This is a genomic window from Shewanella halotolerans (assembly GCF_019457535.1).
GTDB lineage: Bacteria > Pseudomonadota > Gammaproteobacteria > Enterobacterales > Shewanellaceae > Shewanella > Shewanella halotolerans.
In genome coordinates this window covers 272,187-287,296 of record NZ_CP080417.1, presented here as the reverse complement: position 1 = coordinate 287,296, position 15,110 = coordinate 272,187, and the positions used below count along the sequence as shown (strand labels likewise).

General features: G+C 53.8%; 18 protein-coding genes. 9 read left to right on the top strand and 9 right to left on the bottom strand.

Features of this window, described 5'->3' with window-relative positions:
- Positions 1-4: 4 nt before the first annotated feature.
- The 4 genes from K0H81_RS01405 to K0H81_RS01390 all read left to right on the top strand — a co-directional run bounded on the left by K0H81_RS01405 (position 5) and on the right by K0H81_RS01390 (position 3,696).
- Positions 5-373: a cytochrome c3 family protein gene (locus tag K0H81_RS01405; protein ID WP_220059635.1), complete on the top strand. Its 369-nt coding sequence runs from the start codon at positions 5-7 to the stop codon at positions 371-373.
- A 41-nt stretch (positions 374-414) separates the two neighbouring features.
- The gene (locus K0H81_RS01400; protein ID WP_220059634.1) at positions 415-1,548 is read left to right on the top strand and encodes a hypothetical protein; all 1,134 of its coding nucleotides are present in this window, start codon (positions 415-417) and stop codon (positions 1,546-1,548) included.
- Positions 1,549-1,715: 167 nt separating this feature from the next.
- Positions 1,716-2,780 (top strand): hypothetical protein, encoded by a 1,065-nt coding sequence (locus K0H81_RS01395; RefSeq protein ID WP_220059633.1) that lies wholly within the window; start codon positions 1,716-1,718, stop codon positions 2,778-2,780.
- A gap of 172 nt (positions 2,781-2,952) precedes the next feature.
- Entirely contained in the window at positions 2,953-3,696 is a 744-nt protein-coding gene (locus K0H81_RS01390; RefSeq protein ID WP_220059632.1) for a cupin domain-containing protein, read from the top strand.
- Positions 3,697-3,768: 72 nt separating this feature from the next.
- Here K0H81_RS01390 and K0H81_RS01385 read toward each other — a convergent pair whose 3' ends face one another.
- Positions 3,769-5,115: an esterase/lipase family protein gene (locus K0H81_RS01385; RefSeq protein ID WP_220059631.1), complete on the bottom strand. Its 1,347-nt coding sequence runs from the start codon at positions 5,113-5,115 to the stop codon at positions 3,769-3,771.
- Between the two features lie 185 nt (positions 5,116-5,300).
- Here K0H81_RS01385 and K0H81_RS01380 point away from each other — a divergent pair, with 185 nt between their 5' ends.
- Positions 5,301-5,891: an outer membrane beta-barrel protein gene (locus K0H81_RS01380; RefSeq protein WP_220059630.1), complete on the top strand. Its 591-nt coding sequence runs from the start codon at positions 5,301-5,303 to the stop codon at positions 5,889-5,891.
- Positions 5,892-5,958: 67 nt separating this feature from the next.
- On the opposite strand, the gene K0H81_RS01375 is transcribed toward K0H81_RS01380, so the two are convergent.
- On the bottom strand, positions 5,959-6,831 hold the full coding sequence (locus K0H81_RS01375) for a DUF1223 domain-containing protein (RefSeq protein ID WP_258406352.1): 873 nt from the start codon (positions 6,829-6,831) through the stop codon (positions 5,959-5,961).
- Positions 6,832-6,927: 96 nt separating this feature from the next.
- Here K0H81_RS01375 and K0H81_RS01370 point away from each other — a divergent pair, with 96 nt between their 5' ends.
- Positions 6,928-7,209 carry a Rho-binding antiterminator gene (locus tag K0H81_RS01370; RefSeq protein ID WP_220059629.1) on the top strand — a complete coding sequence of 94 codons (282 nt, stop codon included), beginning with the start codon at positions 6,928-6,930 and terminating at the stop codon, positions 7,207-7,209.
- 186 nt (positions 7,210-7,395) lie between these two features.
- A complete protein-coding gene (locus K0H81_RS01365; protein WP_011864073.1) occupies positions 7,396-7,602 on the top strand; it encodes a cell division protein ZapB in 207 nt (68 codons plus the stop codon).
- 69 nt (positions 7,603-7,671) lie between these two features.
- On the opposite strand, the gene K0H81_RS01360 is transcribed toward K0H81_RS01365, so the two are convergent.
- The 7 genes from K0H81_RS01360 to K0H81_RS01330 form a co-directional block, all read right to left on the bottom strand.
- Positions 7,672-7,884, bottom strand: coding sequence for a DUF1107 domain-containing protein (locus K0H81_RS01360; protein WP_011864072.1), 213 nt, complete (start codon positions 7,882-7,884; stop codon positions 7,672-7,674).
- A gap of 337 nt (positions 7,885-8,221) precedes the next feature.
- The gene (locus tag K0H81_RS01355; protein WP_011864071.1) at positions 8,222-8,833 is read right to left on the bottom strand and encodes a thiol:disulfide interchange protein DsbA/DsbL; all 612 of its coding nucleotides are present in this window, start codon (positions 8,831-8,833) and stop codon (positions 8,222-8,224) included.
- A gap of 129 nt (positions 8,834-8,962) precedes the next feature.
- The gene (locus tag K0H81_RS01350; protein ID WP_286670442.1) at positions 8,963-9,964 is read right to left on the bottom strand and encodes a serine/threonine protein kinase; all 1,002 of its coding nucleotides are present in this window, start codon (positions 9,962-9,964) and stop codon (positions 8,963-8,965) included.
- Entirely contained in the window at positions 9,961-10,266 is a 306-nt protein-coding gene (locus K0H81_RS01345; protein ID WP_144203871.1) for a DUF3630 family protein, read from the bottom strand. Before K0H81_RS01345 ends, K0H81_RS01350 begins: the two co-directional genes overlap by 4 nt.
- A gap of 70 nt (positions 10,267-10,336) precedes the next feature.
- Positions 10,337-11,791: a protein adenylyltransferase SelO gene (locus K0H81_RS01340; protein ID WP_220059628.1), complete on the bottom strand. Its 1,455-nt coding sequence runs from the start codon at positions 11,789-11,791 to the stop codon at positions 10,337-10,339.
- Between the two features lie 17 nt (positions 11,792-11,808).
- On the bottom strand, positions 11,809-12,213 hold the full coding sequence (locus K0H81_RS01335; protein WP_258406351.1) for a hypothetical protein: 405 nt from the start codon (positions 12,211-12,213) through the stop codon (positions 11,809-11,811).
- A gap of 279 nt (positions 12,214-12,492) precedes the next feature.
- Entirely contained in the window at positions 12,493-13,299 is an 807-nt protein-coding gene (locus K0H81_RS01330) for a hypothetical protein (RefSeq protein WP_220059627.1), read from the bottom strand.
- A gap of 322 nt (positions 13,300-13,621) precedes the next feature.
- Between K0H81_RS01330 and K0H81_RS01325 the strand changes: the two genes are divergently transcribed.
- Positions 13,622-14,023, top strand: coding sequence for a nitrous oxide-stimulated promoter family protein (locus K0H81_RS01325; RefSeq protein WP_011864065.1), 402 nt, complete (start codon positions 13,622-13,624; stop codon positions 14,021-14,023).
- Positions 14,024-14,195: 172 nt separating this feature from the next.
- A complete protein-coding gene (locus K0H81_RS01320; RefSeq protein ID WP_220059626.1) occupies positions 14,196-15,083 on the top strand; it encodes a hypothetical protein in 888 nt (295 codons plus the stop codon).
- Positions 15,084-15,110: the final 27 nt, after the last annotated feature.

Genomic DNA, 15,110 nt, shown 5'->3' with positions numbered 1-15,110 from the left:
CACTATGAACAAATTTATTGTAACCCTCCTACTCGGGCTAGCACTCTCTTCGGGCGTCTACGCGGGCGAGCTCGTCAAGATGAAGGGCAAGACCCAGGGACGCACCAACCACGAGTTTATCTATCAGGATGGCTGCCAAGGCTGTCATCAGGGTTCGGGCAAGAAGAACGCCACCGACAGCGCCTGCGTCGAGTGTCATGGCGAGATCAACAGCATCCCAGTAGACGAAAGCATGCTGGCCATCCCAGAGGCCCATCCACATAAGTCTCTGCACTATAACCAAGGCGCGAGCTGCCTGGCCTGTCATGGCGAGCATGAGAAGAAGGCTCCGGTGTGCGCAGAGTGCCACCGCACCTGGTTTGGTGAGATGTAACGATTTCTGAAGTAAATACTTAAAAATACTAATAGGTAATGATGATGAAAAAGACCACTCAATTTATGTTGTCTATGGTCGCCACCGCGATCGCCCTCTCAGCTTCTACGGCGTATGCCCAGGAGCAAGAAGATGGCATCAATGTCGGCGGCGCGGTACGCGTTAACTATGGTTACAAAGACTATAGCGAGGCCTCTAAAGACAAGGGCGGCGACCTGACCTTCGATATGGCCGCCATCAAGTTTAACGGCAAGAAAGGTGACTGGGGCCTGGCGGCAGAATACCGCTTCACCTCAAGCACAGACTATATCAAATATGGCTATGGCTACTACAACATCGACCCAGACTGGCAATTACAGTTCGGTATCAACAAGGTGCCTTTTGGTAACCGCGACTTCATCTCTAACAGCTGGTGGTTCGGCATCCCTTACTACCTAGGCTTCGAAGATGATCATGATGTGGGTATCAAGGCCGTGTATGAGAAAAATGGCTGGCACACAGATCTGGCCTTTTACAAGAACCCTGAGTACGGCCCGACAGAGAACAAGCGCTACGCCACCGATCTCTACACAGGCACCATCAACGGCACCGAATATCACAACGAAGAGACCAACCAGTTCAACGTGCGCCAAACCTATACCCTGGAGCATGAAGGCGGCTCGACGACGCTAGGTGGCTCAGTGCAATATGGTCAGATCTACAACAGCAAAACGGGCAACAACGGCGACCGCTATGCCGTGGCCCTGCACCTGGACAGCAGCTACAAGGGCTGGAACCTTCAGCTACAGGCGATGCAGTATGAATATGACGCAGCCAACGCCGTAGATCCCAACAAGATAGGTGTCTCTGTGGTGAGCTGGCAGTATGAGATCGCCTCCAAGGGCCAGGCCTACAGCGCCAACATCGCCAAGACCTTCAACACCGACTGGGGTAGCGTGAAGTGCTACAACGACTTTGGCGTGATGACCCCGGATGTCGCCGACAACAGCTATGACAACAGCATGCAAAACGTCACCGGCTGTGCCATTGCGGCAGGCCCAACTTACACCATGGTCGATTTCGTCATGGGTAAGAACATGACCTTCTCTACCGCCAACAACGACCATGTGGGCCTCCCAGAGGTCGGCAACGACTGGGACAAACGGGTCAACATCAACTTCGGTTACTACTTCTAAGGAGCAACCTAAGTGCCCAGCAGAAATCGGCTCGCTCTCACCCGGTTTCTGTCTTTTTTCCCTTTATTGAGATTCGATGCGGCTCCCCAAGCGCTAACGCATTTTAAATCTGGCCCTATTTGATAGGGCTTTTTTCATTTCCCTCTGTATCAATCAACACCAAGACTATGAAAACATACCTAAGCTGTGCCCTCATCTGCCTCAGTTCCCTAGCCATAACGGCTCATGCCACCAGCATAGAGTTGGGTGGATTTCTCAAGGCCAATGCACGCTATGTCGACGGTAATATTGCCTTTCAGCACAGTTGGGCCGGTAGCGGCCAGGTGGTTCCGTCGGCTAAACGTACCCAATTTAGCGCTCAGGAGAGCCGCTTCAATATCAGACTCGAACATGAACAGATCCTCGGCTTCGCCGAGATAGACTTTGTAGGCTCCGCCCAGGGTAATCCCATCATCTCCAACTCTTATGCTCCAAGACTCAGGCACGCCTTCATTCAGTACGAAGGCTTTACCGCCGGGCAAACCTGGTCGACCCTGGTCAACACCTCCAGCTTTGCTGAAACCGCCGATCTCGGCGGCCCCTTAGTTGGCCAAGCCATGGTCAGACAGGCACAGTTCCTTTTCAGCACGGCCCACTGGCAGTTTGCCTTGGAAAACCCTTACACCTACGGCACCAGCAGCCCTGATAACCAAGGGCAGATGCAATGGATAGACACCAGTAACGACTATCTGCCCGATGCCATCATCAGATATAACCTAGAGGGGGATTGGGGCAACGTTTCACTATCTAGCCTGATCCGCTATCTCGACCCCGACGGCAGCCATCAATGGGGCGCGGGGCTCTCTGTGGGCGCCAAACTATTCACTTTTGGCCGCGACGACCTGCGCCTGCAACTGCACTATGGCAATCTGGGACGTTATGTGGGCACGGATGCAGCCAAGGATATCTTCGATGGCGAGATCGAGACCTCGCTGTCGGGCATGTTTGCCTATCGCCACTTCTGGACCGAGCGCAGCCGCTCGACCCTCTTCTACGGCCGTACCACGACCCAAATAGAGCAGACGGATCGTCATCATTGGGGCATCAACCTGTTTACCGATCTCACACCGGCACTCAGTGTCGGCGTCGAACTCGGACGCTATGAGATTGATGACGCCAATAGAGATGCCGCGGCTCCGCGCCCAAAAGGCGCCTCCAACTATGCCCAGCTGAGCATGCAATTTTCGCTATGAGACCTGCGATAGGTAAGATTATTCGCGAGCCAAGTCACGAATAAGTTTGCTGTTAAAAAAGTGACGTGATCCATTTCACCTTTACAACAAACTAATCACTTTATCGTTAGTCCATACACAAATTTACCCCCAAAATAGCGCGGCCCAAGGGCCGCAAAAAAATAGGACAGGAATGATGAAACTAAAAATGCTCTTAGGTGTTGCCGCACTGGCTTCAACCACAGCCGTGGCTCAAGGCCCGCAATGCAATCATGCACAGCTGCCATTTCAGCAGATGACGCCAGTGCCTTACGACAGCACACCTTACTCACCACAGGACACTATGCCTGAGCAGTGCAGTAACCCTGAAGTTGAGGCCTATATTGCGGATTGGGAAGCGGGCAAGATCGACTTCACCACCATCCAGGCCAACGACAGCATCGCCGCCGATCAGCGCTTCTGTAAGACCCTGGATGACGATGGCAATATTTCGGAAGTCAAAGACTGTGATCGTACTAAGTCACCCGTTGGTTACATCTGGAAAGAGCTATCTGACAGCCCTGTGGTGATTGGTATTACCGATGGTGGCAAGTCAGACCATGCACCTCACTTCCACGGTCAACCTGAATGTTACTACGTGGTCAACGGCGAGGGACAAACCCTGGCGGACAACCAATTTAAGAAGCTGGGTACTGGCCAATACTTCTACATTCCGGGTGCCACCATCCACAACACGCCTATCATGTCTGAAAAAGGCCTGGGCGTGATCTATTGGTATCCGAACAACGCCCACTTCGACGGCTTTAAATACTACTGGCGTAAAGACGTGAAAAACCTACGCGTTGCCGAAGAAGCCTTCGACCGCGTAGATGCCATCCGTAAACGCGACCTAAACTTAGGCCCCTACGGCACCAACGAAGCCTTCTTCAAGAAGTAATCTCGGCCTCCATGCCTAAAAAAGCGGAGCCTGGGGCTCCGCTTTTTGCTATCCACATCTCTTCTCAGACGACTAGTCTGGGGAGATCCCTTTGAAATCCTCCGGGTCGCCAATCTTGGCGAAGCTGAAGGTATTGGGGGCGATATAGCGCTCGAGCTGAATATCCAGCATCAGGGTCTGGTCGGCGCCAAACAGCTGGGTTAACTGCTCAGGCTCGCAGCGAAACTCGGCGCTCTTGTAATGGCAAAAGCCCTCGTCTGGCCTGGGGATCAGTTTAAGCCCCAGCTTACCCGCACGTATCTTGGAAAGCTTGTTGGCATCCAGGTAGAAGGTGATCACGTTGCCGTTGACGCTGTTGCGCTGCTTATCCAGCACCATGGCGCGGGGTAACTTCGAGGCGTGATACTCATCACCCGCCAACAGATAAAAGTCAAAGTCGGTCACCCTGTGACCCAGATTATCGAACACCCGCACCACCAGCATGCAGTAACGGCGTGGTTTACGACTTGCCTCGGACTTGACCGCCATCTGTTCTCTCAGCTTACGATACCCCTGGCGATCTTTTACCCTCAGACAATCGAGAATATCGGCGACCACAGGCTTGTTAGCGGCATTTCTCTGGGTCACTGAGTTCATGATCCCCATCTTGCGATTGCTATGACTCGCCTTTGGCACTATGCCGAGAACGCAGGGATCAACTGCCTGACTCAATTGGGTCAATGATAGAGTCTCAGCACACTCACCATCGAAGCTCTCACACTGAAGCCCAGCTTGCTGCGCCAGCTTGGCGTAGACAAAGTTCATGTTGGCGGCGCACACCCGCACCACACCGTCGGAGCCTACTTCGCCGGTGTAACTGTTCATATAGTCGTAAAGCGCACCGTCTATGGTTTCTCCGGTGAGCACGAAGGGATAGACGCCGGCGCCTAACCAATCCTTTTGCTGCCAGCTTAAGTTGAGTTGGTGCTGTCCGTCGCTGCCCAGCTCCAACCAATCCAGCACGCGCTGACCCGGCTCGACACCATCGAACCAGGCTTTGAGTCGGCTCACCCTGGATTTACCCAGCTGCGCCAAGGCCGAGCCGTGATTGGCAGGCGCCAGCATTATCAGATGCTGCAGCGGCGCCGATTCAGTCTCTTTGTAATAGCGACACAGCCAGTAGCGCATCAGGGGGCCACCTGTGGAGTGCGTTATCACAGAGAAAGGCTCATCGCCCAGTTCGGCGCGGCGGGCGGCCTCGAAGGCGATGCTGAGATCCTCAAGCGTCACCGCGTCGTTGAAGCTGATATAGCGCCCTAAATAGATGTGCTGAATATCCAGGGCCAAGGCCTCGGGGGCCAGCTTAAGCAGCGCCTGGGGCAACTCGCCATAGGTCTGGGTACTGGTGACACTCCATCCATGTACAAACACCAATTTCATGGTTTCACTCCTTTATTAAACGGCCCACTCACAGGAGTAGCCCGCTCATTTCGTCACACAAGCAATCCACCTATCGGCAAGACAAATAGAAACTAACTTGCAGATCTCATTCAGTTTTGGTTCAGCAAGGCTAACTTACTATGCCCTCAACGAAAACAACACCACCTTTTAAAAGAGAGCATATTATGACTAAGAAGACATTAGCAGTAGCCGCAGTCATCACCGCAGCATTGTCAGCGCCAACTATGGCAGCAGATTGGTTCATCGGTGGCGGTATCGGTTCACAAGAGAACAACTACAAGGCAGAGATCACCGAAGCGGTCGATCCTGGCTTCAGCAAGGGCACCTTCAAAGATTCAGATAGCGACATGATCTATGAGCTACGTGGCGGTGTTTACCTCAATGACAACAACCGCGTATACGGTACTTACTCTTACAACTCAGATGACTTCGCTAAGCAGCAGAGCTTCTTGATGTCTTACGACTACCTGGTTGGCCTGGATGCAAACAACAAGTTCAACTGGTTCATCGGTGCGACAGCTGGTGTAAACCACACGAGCCCAGACACAGACATGCTGGAATCTAAAAACACCTTCGTATGGGGTGGTCAAACAGGTTTCATGTACAAGATCAACGATAGCCTGAGCACAGAGATCGGCTACCGTTACCTGAAGCAAGACTATGAGAAAGGCTTCGCGTCAGACGCTGGCGACAAGGCATCTTTCTCACTGGATGACAGCCAACAGGTTTACCTGTCTGTAGACTACCGCTTCTAAGCCGAGTCTATACAAGAAAGCCCCGCAAGGGGCTTTTTTATTGGGCGCTTTTCCCTGTTTCTATCATTCAATTAGCTTCCTCGACCAGCAGCCAATCGCCCACGGCCTGCAAGGGAATATGCTCTTGTTCGATCCAGGCCACCCAGGCCAAACGCTTAGGCGTATTATCCGCCTTAGCGAGCGGCTCAATGCTCCCGCTAAAGGTGACGGTCTGTTTATCCCAATTCTGTCCAGCCAAAGCCGGTCCAACCAAAGCCTGTTTAGCCGAGCCCTGTTCAACTGAAACCTGTTCAAGCAAGGCCTGGTCATTTAGGGGCTGGCTAGCTAACGCCGAATAACGCCTGTGGCTCAAGACCACGAAGTCTTCCACCAGGTGTTTGCCTCGGTTCTCTCCCCTACCCACTCGAGTCGTCAGCCCGCTACCCAGCAGGGCAAGGTGCAGGGTGAGCCCTTGATTGCTGGGCAACCGGCTGTCGAAGCTGGCCATGAACTCTTGCCCCGTTATGGTCAGGCTTAATCTGCCCACTAACGCTCGCTTATCGGACTCATCGGGCAGCAGCGCCTGCCGGCCCGGGCGCCACTCGCGGCCATTGATCACCAGCTGCGGCGTATAGACCTGGGAAATGCCCTTATGATTGAGGTAATCATACTGGCGTTGACTGAAGGCGCGTTTAGCGAAGGGATCTTTCCAGCCGAGGTAGTTCCAGTAGGTCACATGAAAAGCCAGCGGGAAATAATAGTTCCAAAGGCCGGTCTCTTGTTTAAATCCCGAGAGCCATCGCTCCATGGGCGGACAGCTGCTACAGCCTTGAGAGGTAAACAGCTCGACCACAAGCGGTTGCTGCTCACCACTGCGCTTATGAAACTGCGTCAGCGTCTGAGCCGCAAAAGCGAGATGAGCCAACAGGCTCAACATGAACAAGAGGGCGACTTTACTCAAGGCGGCTTATCCTCCAAGATGATATGGGTCTACTCAATAGACCCGGCGCCGAGCCATTTACGTTCAAGGACGCACCCTTCAACCTAAGGAAACACTATGCAACCCTATCGCATCATAGACTGTCATGTTCACGACCACCTGGAGCTGGCCTGCATCAGGGGTTATCAGCTGCTTATCGAGACCTCGACCGGAGAGATTAGGGCCACCGCCATCACACTCACCACCAAGGCGGATAAGAGCGAGTACCTGACCGTGAGAAACGAGGCGGGCGAGCAGGCGATCCGCCTAGATCATATTCAGGCCATCACCCCCTTAACCCAAGGCGCGGCGTTCGATCGTGTGGTGATCGCACCGGCAGACAAGTCACGAGAAGATTAACGGCAGAGCTCGCCGACAGGTCGGCTACAGGCCCTTTGGGCTAGGATGCTCGCCGCGCCGACGAAATAAACAATGTTTAATCCATATATAGATGGATTTTTAGACATTTAGCACGAATTAGCTATTCACTCAGATAGCCGCACTGATAGAATCGAAGCACCATCCAGAAACTATTAGGACCTCCCCATGAGCCTTGAACTACTGTCCAAGCTGGAGACAAAAATCCAAGCGGCACTCGAAACCATTGAGCTACTGAAAATGGAGCTTGAAGAAGAGAAGCAGAAGAACCATACCCTGAACGAACAGAACCAACAGCTGAGCCAAGATCTCACCTCTTGGAACGAGAAAGTTACCGGGCTTGTGGGTCTGCTGAACGACGAAGTTAGCGAATAACTTCAGAGGAGAGGCGCTTATACAAGGAGCCTGAGGCTCTATTGATAAGCGCGTTCGATGCGCGAAGACCTAAGCCGTCTTCGCCTCGTTATGTTGGTGCTCAATCATTTCATTCAATTCCATGATGGCGCGTTTTACCTGAGGCAGGCTCTGACGCGGCAGCAAAAATTTTCCTTTCTCGAACTCTAATCGTCCCAGGTCTTTTACCCAGATCACCCCGGAAACAAAGATTCGGGCATGTTTGACAATCAATTTCGGTGCGTAGACAGGAAAAACTCTCATGAGACCTCCAAGCAAGACTCTGCGTTCTTATTTTTATACTTAGATTCGACAGGTCTTTTACCATGTTAGTTTCAATTTTCTGAGCATTTTTTTCGCTAAATTTGACCCGCATGCCATAGTGCTAAAAATTTACCTTGTCTATCAGACTAATAGACTAGGCGAAATAAAAATTGGCGCTTGCCAAATTTTTGACACACTGGTAGATTGGAGCAGTTACTCAGGGTAAATAGAGCTTTTTAGCTCAATAACCGTATTTCCATAGCGACCGGAAATACGGTTTTTTTTATTCTGGATAACAAAAAAGGGGCCTAAGCCCCTTTCGATAACCGACTGCCGATTACTTCAAGCTAGTCAGGTAGTAAGCGATCTGTAGTAACTCGTCGTAAGACTTAATCGCGCCAGTCTCGACACGGTACTTGCCGTTCACGACCAGGGCTGGTACGCCAGACAGCTTGGCATTCTCGGTTGCACGCTTCATCTGCGCCATCTGCGCACTCACCATGAAAGAGTTAGCGGCGGCATCGAAATCTTTGCCATCTACGCCATTGGCGATGAACAGCTGACGGATATCGTCACGGCTAACGAAACGTTGCTTCTTGTCGTGGATAGCGGCAAACAGCGCGTGTTCCATCTTGTCTTCAACCTTCAGCTGATTCGCTACCGCGAAGGCACGGGACATCTCTGGGCCCATTTCACGACCGATAAATTCAACATGGTTCTGCTTAAACACTACGCCTTCTGGCAGGTTAGCCTTGATCTTAGGCACCTGAGTCTTGGCAAAGTTGTAGCAATGTGGGCAGTAGAAAGAGAAAAACTCGGCGATCTCTGGCTTAGCCGTAGCTGGGCCATCGTTGATCACTGTGTAATGAACTCCCTCTTTGTAATCGGCGGCCAGTGCCGCCATAGGGGCAACTAAGAGTGCCAGTGCTACCAATAACGCTTTCTTCATTATGCTTCCTTAACAGTGCCTCAGCACCACTATGACAAAAAGATTGACCATACCTTAAAGTGGTTTGGAGTCCACCTCAAGCGGATAAGTTCATTTTTCTGTTACAAATTACAGCCAAATTAGCCCCGACTAATAGGGGATCAGGGTGATCGGCGGCTCATCTAACTTAGCCAGCTGCTCCTTGAAGGCCAGGATCTGCTGCTCCCAATATTTCTCCTCGCCGTACCAGGGGAAATGCATCGGAAAGGCGGGATCCTGCCAGCGGCGGCTCAACCAGGCGTTGTAATGCAGCATGCGCATCGCCCGCAACGACTCGATAAGATGCAGCTGGCGATTATCGAAGTCGCAAAACTCCTCATAAGCCTCCAGCAACACCTCAAGCTGTAGGGTCTGGTGCGAGCGCTCGCCCGAGAGCATCATCCAGATATCCTGCACCGCTGGCCCCATCTTGGCATCATCCAAGTCCACGAAACCGGGGCCGTCCGGGGTCCACAAGATGTTACTGGGATGCAGATCCCCATGCAGGCGGATCGCCTCGGTGGGATATTGATGCCAGATGGCTTTCGCCTTCTCCAGCACCTGTTCCACTATAGTGAAATAGGCGGTCTCAAGGCTGGGTGGCACATGATCTGAGCCCTTGAGCCACTCCAGAGACTCATCGCCCAGCAATTTTGGGGTCAGGGTCTGACGATGCACAAAGGGACGCCGCTTGGCCATCTGATGAATACGGCCGATGAAATGTCCCACCTCCTCAAGCTGCTCCAGGTTATCCACCTCGAAGGCGCGCCCACCCATGGAGGGAAACAGCGCGAAGCGATAACCCTGATATTCCTGCAGTGAGCGTCCCTCGATGATCACAGGCGCCGCCACAGGGATCTCCTCCTCCACCAGCTCGGCGCAGAAGTCGTGCTCCTCCTGGATCTGCTCATTACTCCAACGCTCGGGGCGATAGAACTTCACCACATAGCGTCGCCCCAGATCGCAGCGAAACTGATAGACGCGGTTCTCATAGCTGTTCAGCGCCAGCAGGCCTGTCTCGGGGTAGATGCCCACAGACTCAATGGCATCCAGAATTAGATCCGGCGTCAAGGCCTGAAAATGAAACCCCGCCCCTTGCATTGATTCTGTCATAGCTGTGACTCCAATAGGCTGGCCAGATAGACGAGCACCTCGACCTCATCGTCGCGCTCCACAGACAGCCAGCAGACATCGCCATAAAACTCATAATTTAGCTGCAACAGGCTGCCCTCGAACTCCAGCAGCCACTGATGCCTGTCCGCGCCCCAGTGACGCTCGATCACCCGGCAATCCAGCGCCTTAACGAGCGCCTCGGCAAAAGGATCGAAGCGGTCAAAATCCACATCGGCCAGAATCGACAGGCTCTTGGCCTGGGGCTCGACCTTAATGGCGCTGATCTTCAACTCTTGATTCATAACTTACTCAGGGTTCTCCCTGCCTCTTCAAACTGATTCTTTTAGGCCCACGTGCGGCTATCTCGGCCGGCTAGCTGCTACAGGACATGATAAGTCCCTGTCCCCATTCGGGTGGACGCTTGGCGTAGGCTTCCTTCTCCGGCTGCTCGTCGAAGGGGCGTGTCAGCAGCTGGTGCAGATCGGCCAGCGGCTGGGTATTGCCCTCTTCACAGGCAATAATCGCCTCCTGAGCCAGATAGTTGCGCAGCACATACTTAGGATTCACCTGTGCCCGCGCCGCCTGCCATCTGGCCACATCACTCACCTGCCCCAAGCGCTCGCGATAGGCCTGATACCAGGTATCGAAACCGGCGAGATCGATAAAGTCATCCCTGAGGGATGAGTGTTGGCTATTCGGATCCAGCTGCGCAAAGCGGCGCCAGGTGTTGGTGTGATCCAAACGGTTAGCCTCCATCAGCTGGGTAAAGCCGCCTATCAGCTGTAGGTCCGCCTCATCTTGCTCACTGCCTGCCGCCTCAATCAACCCAATGCCCAACTTATCGCGCATCAAGACCAGATAGGCCTGCACTAAGTGATGCTGGTAGGTATTGAGGGCGGCGATTAGATCGTCCGAGGCGATAATCGGCACCAGGGCCTGGGCCAGACGCTGTAGGTTCCACAGGCCGACGCCCGGCTGCTGACCGAAGGCATAGCGACCATTGGGATCCGAATGGTTACAGATAAAGTCCTCCTCGAAGGTATCGAGGAAGGCGAAGGGGCCGAAATCGAAGCTATCGCCGAGGATCGACATGTTGTCTGTGTTCATCACCCCATGGGCGAAGCCGACGGCCTGCCAGTGGGCGATCAGCTTGGCGGTATCGGCCACCACACGGTTAAACCAGGCGATGTAACCGACCTGGTCACGGCTCAACTCGGGATAGTGCTGGCTCAGGGTAAAGTCGAGCAGCTGCTTGAGCTTATCCTTGCTGCCCTGTTCGCTGTGGCAGAAAAACTCAAAATGACCGAAGCGGATATGGCTCTTGGCCAGACGCACGGTAATGGCCGCCGTCTCCTGGGTCTCACGCCATACCGGCAAGTCAGAGCCGATCACCGCCAGGGCCCGTGTCGTGGGGATATTGAGATGATGCAGCGCCTCGGAAACCAGAAACTCGCGCACCGCGCTGCGCAATACGGCGCGGCCGTCGCCATGGCGGGAATAGGGAGTCATGCCCGCGCCTTTGAGCGCCACATCCCAGTAGCCCTGTGGACCCTCGGCCTCGCCCAGTATGATGGAGCGGCCGTCGCCAAGCTGAGGCGAGTAGCCGCCAAACTGATGGCCGCTATAGACCTGGGCATAATAGCTGGCCCCCGGGATCGCCTGATTGCCCGCCAGCCCCTGTAGCAACTCGTCATCGGGCTGCTTAAGCCCAATTAGCGCGGCGGCATCTTCACTCCAGGCCAGCCACTGAGGGCGCGGCAACCCCTGAGGGGTCACCTGGGAATAAAACCCGCTTAGCTGGTCGAAATAGTCTTGCTTAAACTTCATTGGCTAACCCTTATGCTTCACTGGCTTGCCAGAGTTTCCAGGCGTTGGCACTTAAGCTCACCCGCCTCATTGCGCTGACATAGTTCACCGCACAGATAACTGCCGCTGCCCGTCTGACTCAGTTTCACCATACCGGCGCCCTTTGCCAGGCACTGATCCAGCTGCTGATAGTAGCCGCTTATGTGCTGGTCTAGCTCACCTTGGCTCGCCAGCGCCTCGGCGGATTCACCCGGCGCCGCATCGGGATAATAGAAGAGGGTCCATTGTGGCACCTGGGTACAAGCCGTCATAGTTAATAGTAACGCCGCGAAAGCCATCATGCTGCGCATTTTGATCTCCTGTTCACCACAGATTGTCCAACCTAAACCAAGGCCAATATGGCCCTGGGACCAGAGACATAAAGGTTCCGGATATAACGTCATATTCTGTCCATCCCCGACACTCTCCAGTCATCCTGCGGATGGGGCACAAATATTCCGGACATAACGCCATTTCCTTTCCATCCCTGGAACTCTTACCAGTCATCCTGCGGATAGGGCATAAATGTTCCAGACATAACGTCATTTTCTTTCCATCCTTGGGAAAATGACATAAATGTTCCAGACATAAAAAAGGCGACACTCAGATCGCCTCTTTAGTATTGCTTGACTAGTTTACACGGCTATTCGCCGCGATGCAGTAGATTACTGCCGGGGCTAAGATCAGGCCTGCGCCTTCGCCTTGGCCTTCTCGATGCGAGTGATACGTCCCTCGAAACCGGTAACCGTACCGTCTGAGAGGCCATAACCTATAGCCGCCTGGCAGATTGCGATGGCACCATCGAAGTCACCACAGTCGTTAAGCAGGGTGGCCAGGTGCATGAAGCCGACACCCTTCTCCTTGGTAGGGGCTGGCAGTGCCGCAAACAGCGATTGATAATATGGCGACAGCGCTGCGCCATATTCGCGGTACTCTTCCTGCTTACGCTGCTTGTAACACTCGGCGATCGCCTGTAGCAGCGCCACATGCTTACCTTCGGCCTCTGGTTCGGCACGATATTGGGCTAAAGACGCGCTCAGCTTGTCATTCGCCCATGACTCGTCGGTCACCGCCAGCATCTTGAAGGCAGGCTCTGGCTCTGGCTCTGGCTCTGGCTCTGGCTCTGGCTCTGGCTCTGGCTCTGGCTCTTCAGCAAGCTGCTCGGGAGCTTGTTCAACCTCAAGTACTGCCTCGGTCGGTTTCTTCTCTTCGACAACTTCTACGACAGTCTCTTCAACAGCCGCCGTCTCAACAGCCTTTGTCTCAACGGGCTCGACAGGTTCGAAGGTCACGCCCTCGTCGGCAGGGGTCGAGACCACCTTCTCCGCTTCCTGATCCATTTCTTGGCTAGGCACATTCACGGCCTCGCCTGATACCACCTTCTCAACCGGTTTCTGGGTTGCTTGTTGCTCTTCCTGTGCCAGTCGCTGCGCTCGTTTGTACAGGTAAACGCCCACCGCTACCAGCAAAATAATGGCTATATATTTCATTATCATCCACCGTTGATTAATCGCGCCCAGTATCAGGCATTTTCATATCGCAAATATGTCTAGATATTAACCGATATTATTAGTCGATTCTCTTGCTATAAATCAAATATTTATACCTCTTTTTCGCTCGGGTATCAAAAACAGCCGTGAAAATCATGCTTAGGGGGTAAAAATGGCCTTTTCTGCCGTGATTTTCAGCGGCAGACAGCACCGACTAAAAGTGTCATTTTGTGCGCATCTTCATAATTTCGCCGCTTGCTTTTGTGTTCCCGTTCGCCTCGGGCTAGGCTAGCTATAACCCAGTAAAGAAGTCAGATATATCATGAGCCAAGAGATTCTAAGTGGTAAGCTGCTGCGAGAGTTTAAGACCATCGCCGCCATGGTACATATCTATTGCAAAGACCACTGCCAAGCCAAGGGCGATGTGGCCAACTGCCCAGAGTGCAGCGAGTTTCTCGAGTATGCCCACACCAGGCTCGACCGCTGCCCCTACGGTCAGGACAAACCCACCTGCAACAAGTGCCCTGTGCATTGCTACAAGCCTGAGCCGAAGGCCAAGGCGAGAGAGATAATGATCTATTCCGGCCCGCGCATGCTGCTGCCCCACCCCATCATGGCGATACGTCACCTGTGGGCCGAACGCGGCCCTGTGCCGGGCAAGCCGCCCGCGGCGGCATCTAACCGCCACCTGCGTCTGGCCAAGGAGCAGAAACCCTCCTCTTAGGTCGGGGCGCGGTTCCAGCAGTCACCCCTGCGATTAGCCGCGCCAATAACGCCCAAAATTCACCTTGGGTTAACCCGTTATTTCCAAGCTGAGATCAGCGCCTTAACCCTTGATGGCATTTCGAGGCGAAATCCCACCTCACGCTTGCCTCGCCGGCCATTTTGCGTCAACAATGAGCACTATGGATACGCACTCTCACGGCTTGTTATTCGAAGGATACTGGTGGCTCTCTTTGCTGGGCGGCTTGCACTGTATCGGCCTGGGACTCTACCTCAGGTATCTCTACCGTGATCGCAACGACAACCACAAGCTGCTAGGCGCCATCTTCAGCCTACTGGCCCTCTACTTTCTCACCGGCCTGCTCAACAGAGACAACTCGCCCCTGCCGCTGCAACAGCTATTTATCCTGCTTATCCCGGCCTATTTCCTGCTGATGCCCATGCTGTATCTCTATTGCTATCGCAGCCTGCACGACATCAAGGGTTCTATCGGCCTGTCGCGCCACTTCATCCCCGCCATCGCCCTGGTGCTGGTGATAGGCCTCAGCGCGCTGCTAAGCGGTGAGATGCGCCAGCTGGTCTCGACCAGCAGAGTGACCCAGTTTAACCATGTCACCCTGCTGAGTACTGTGCTACCCCTGCTGCTGGTGCTGCAGACCGTTCTCTATTTCTACGCCATCTGGCGCCTGCTGCGCCGCTTCAAGGGACGGGCTCACCGCGCCCATCAAGACAGTCTCAAGGATATCAAGTTCAGATGGCTGCTGGCGCTGACGCTGGCCATGTTGACCAACTGGCTGGTGCGCATGGGATTAGTCATACTGCCCTACCTGCTGGGGGATAAGGTCAGCCTGGCGGCTCAGGCGAGCACCCGGCTGTTTCTGCTCCTCAGCCTCTACCTGCTCGCCCTCTATGGCCTCAAGCAGATCACCATGTCCGCCTATCTCAGGGGCCGCCTCTCCCCAGACCTACAAGCTCAGGCGCGTCCAAACAGCAGCCGTCAGCTGCTGAGCGCCGAAGAACTCAATTATCTGCAACAACTGCTGCAATCCGACAAAAAATAATTAACTCAATTTATACCTAAGCGGTTT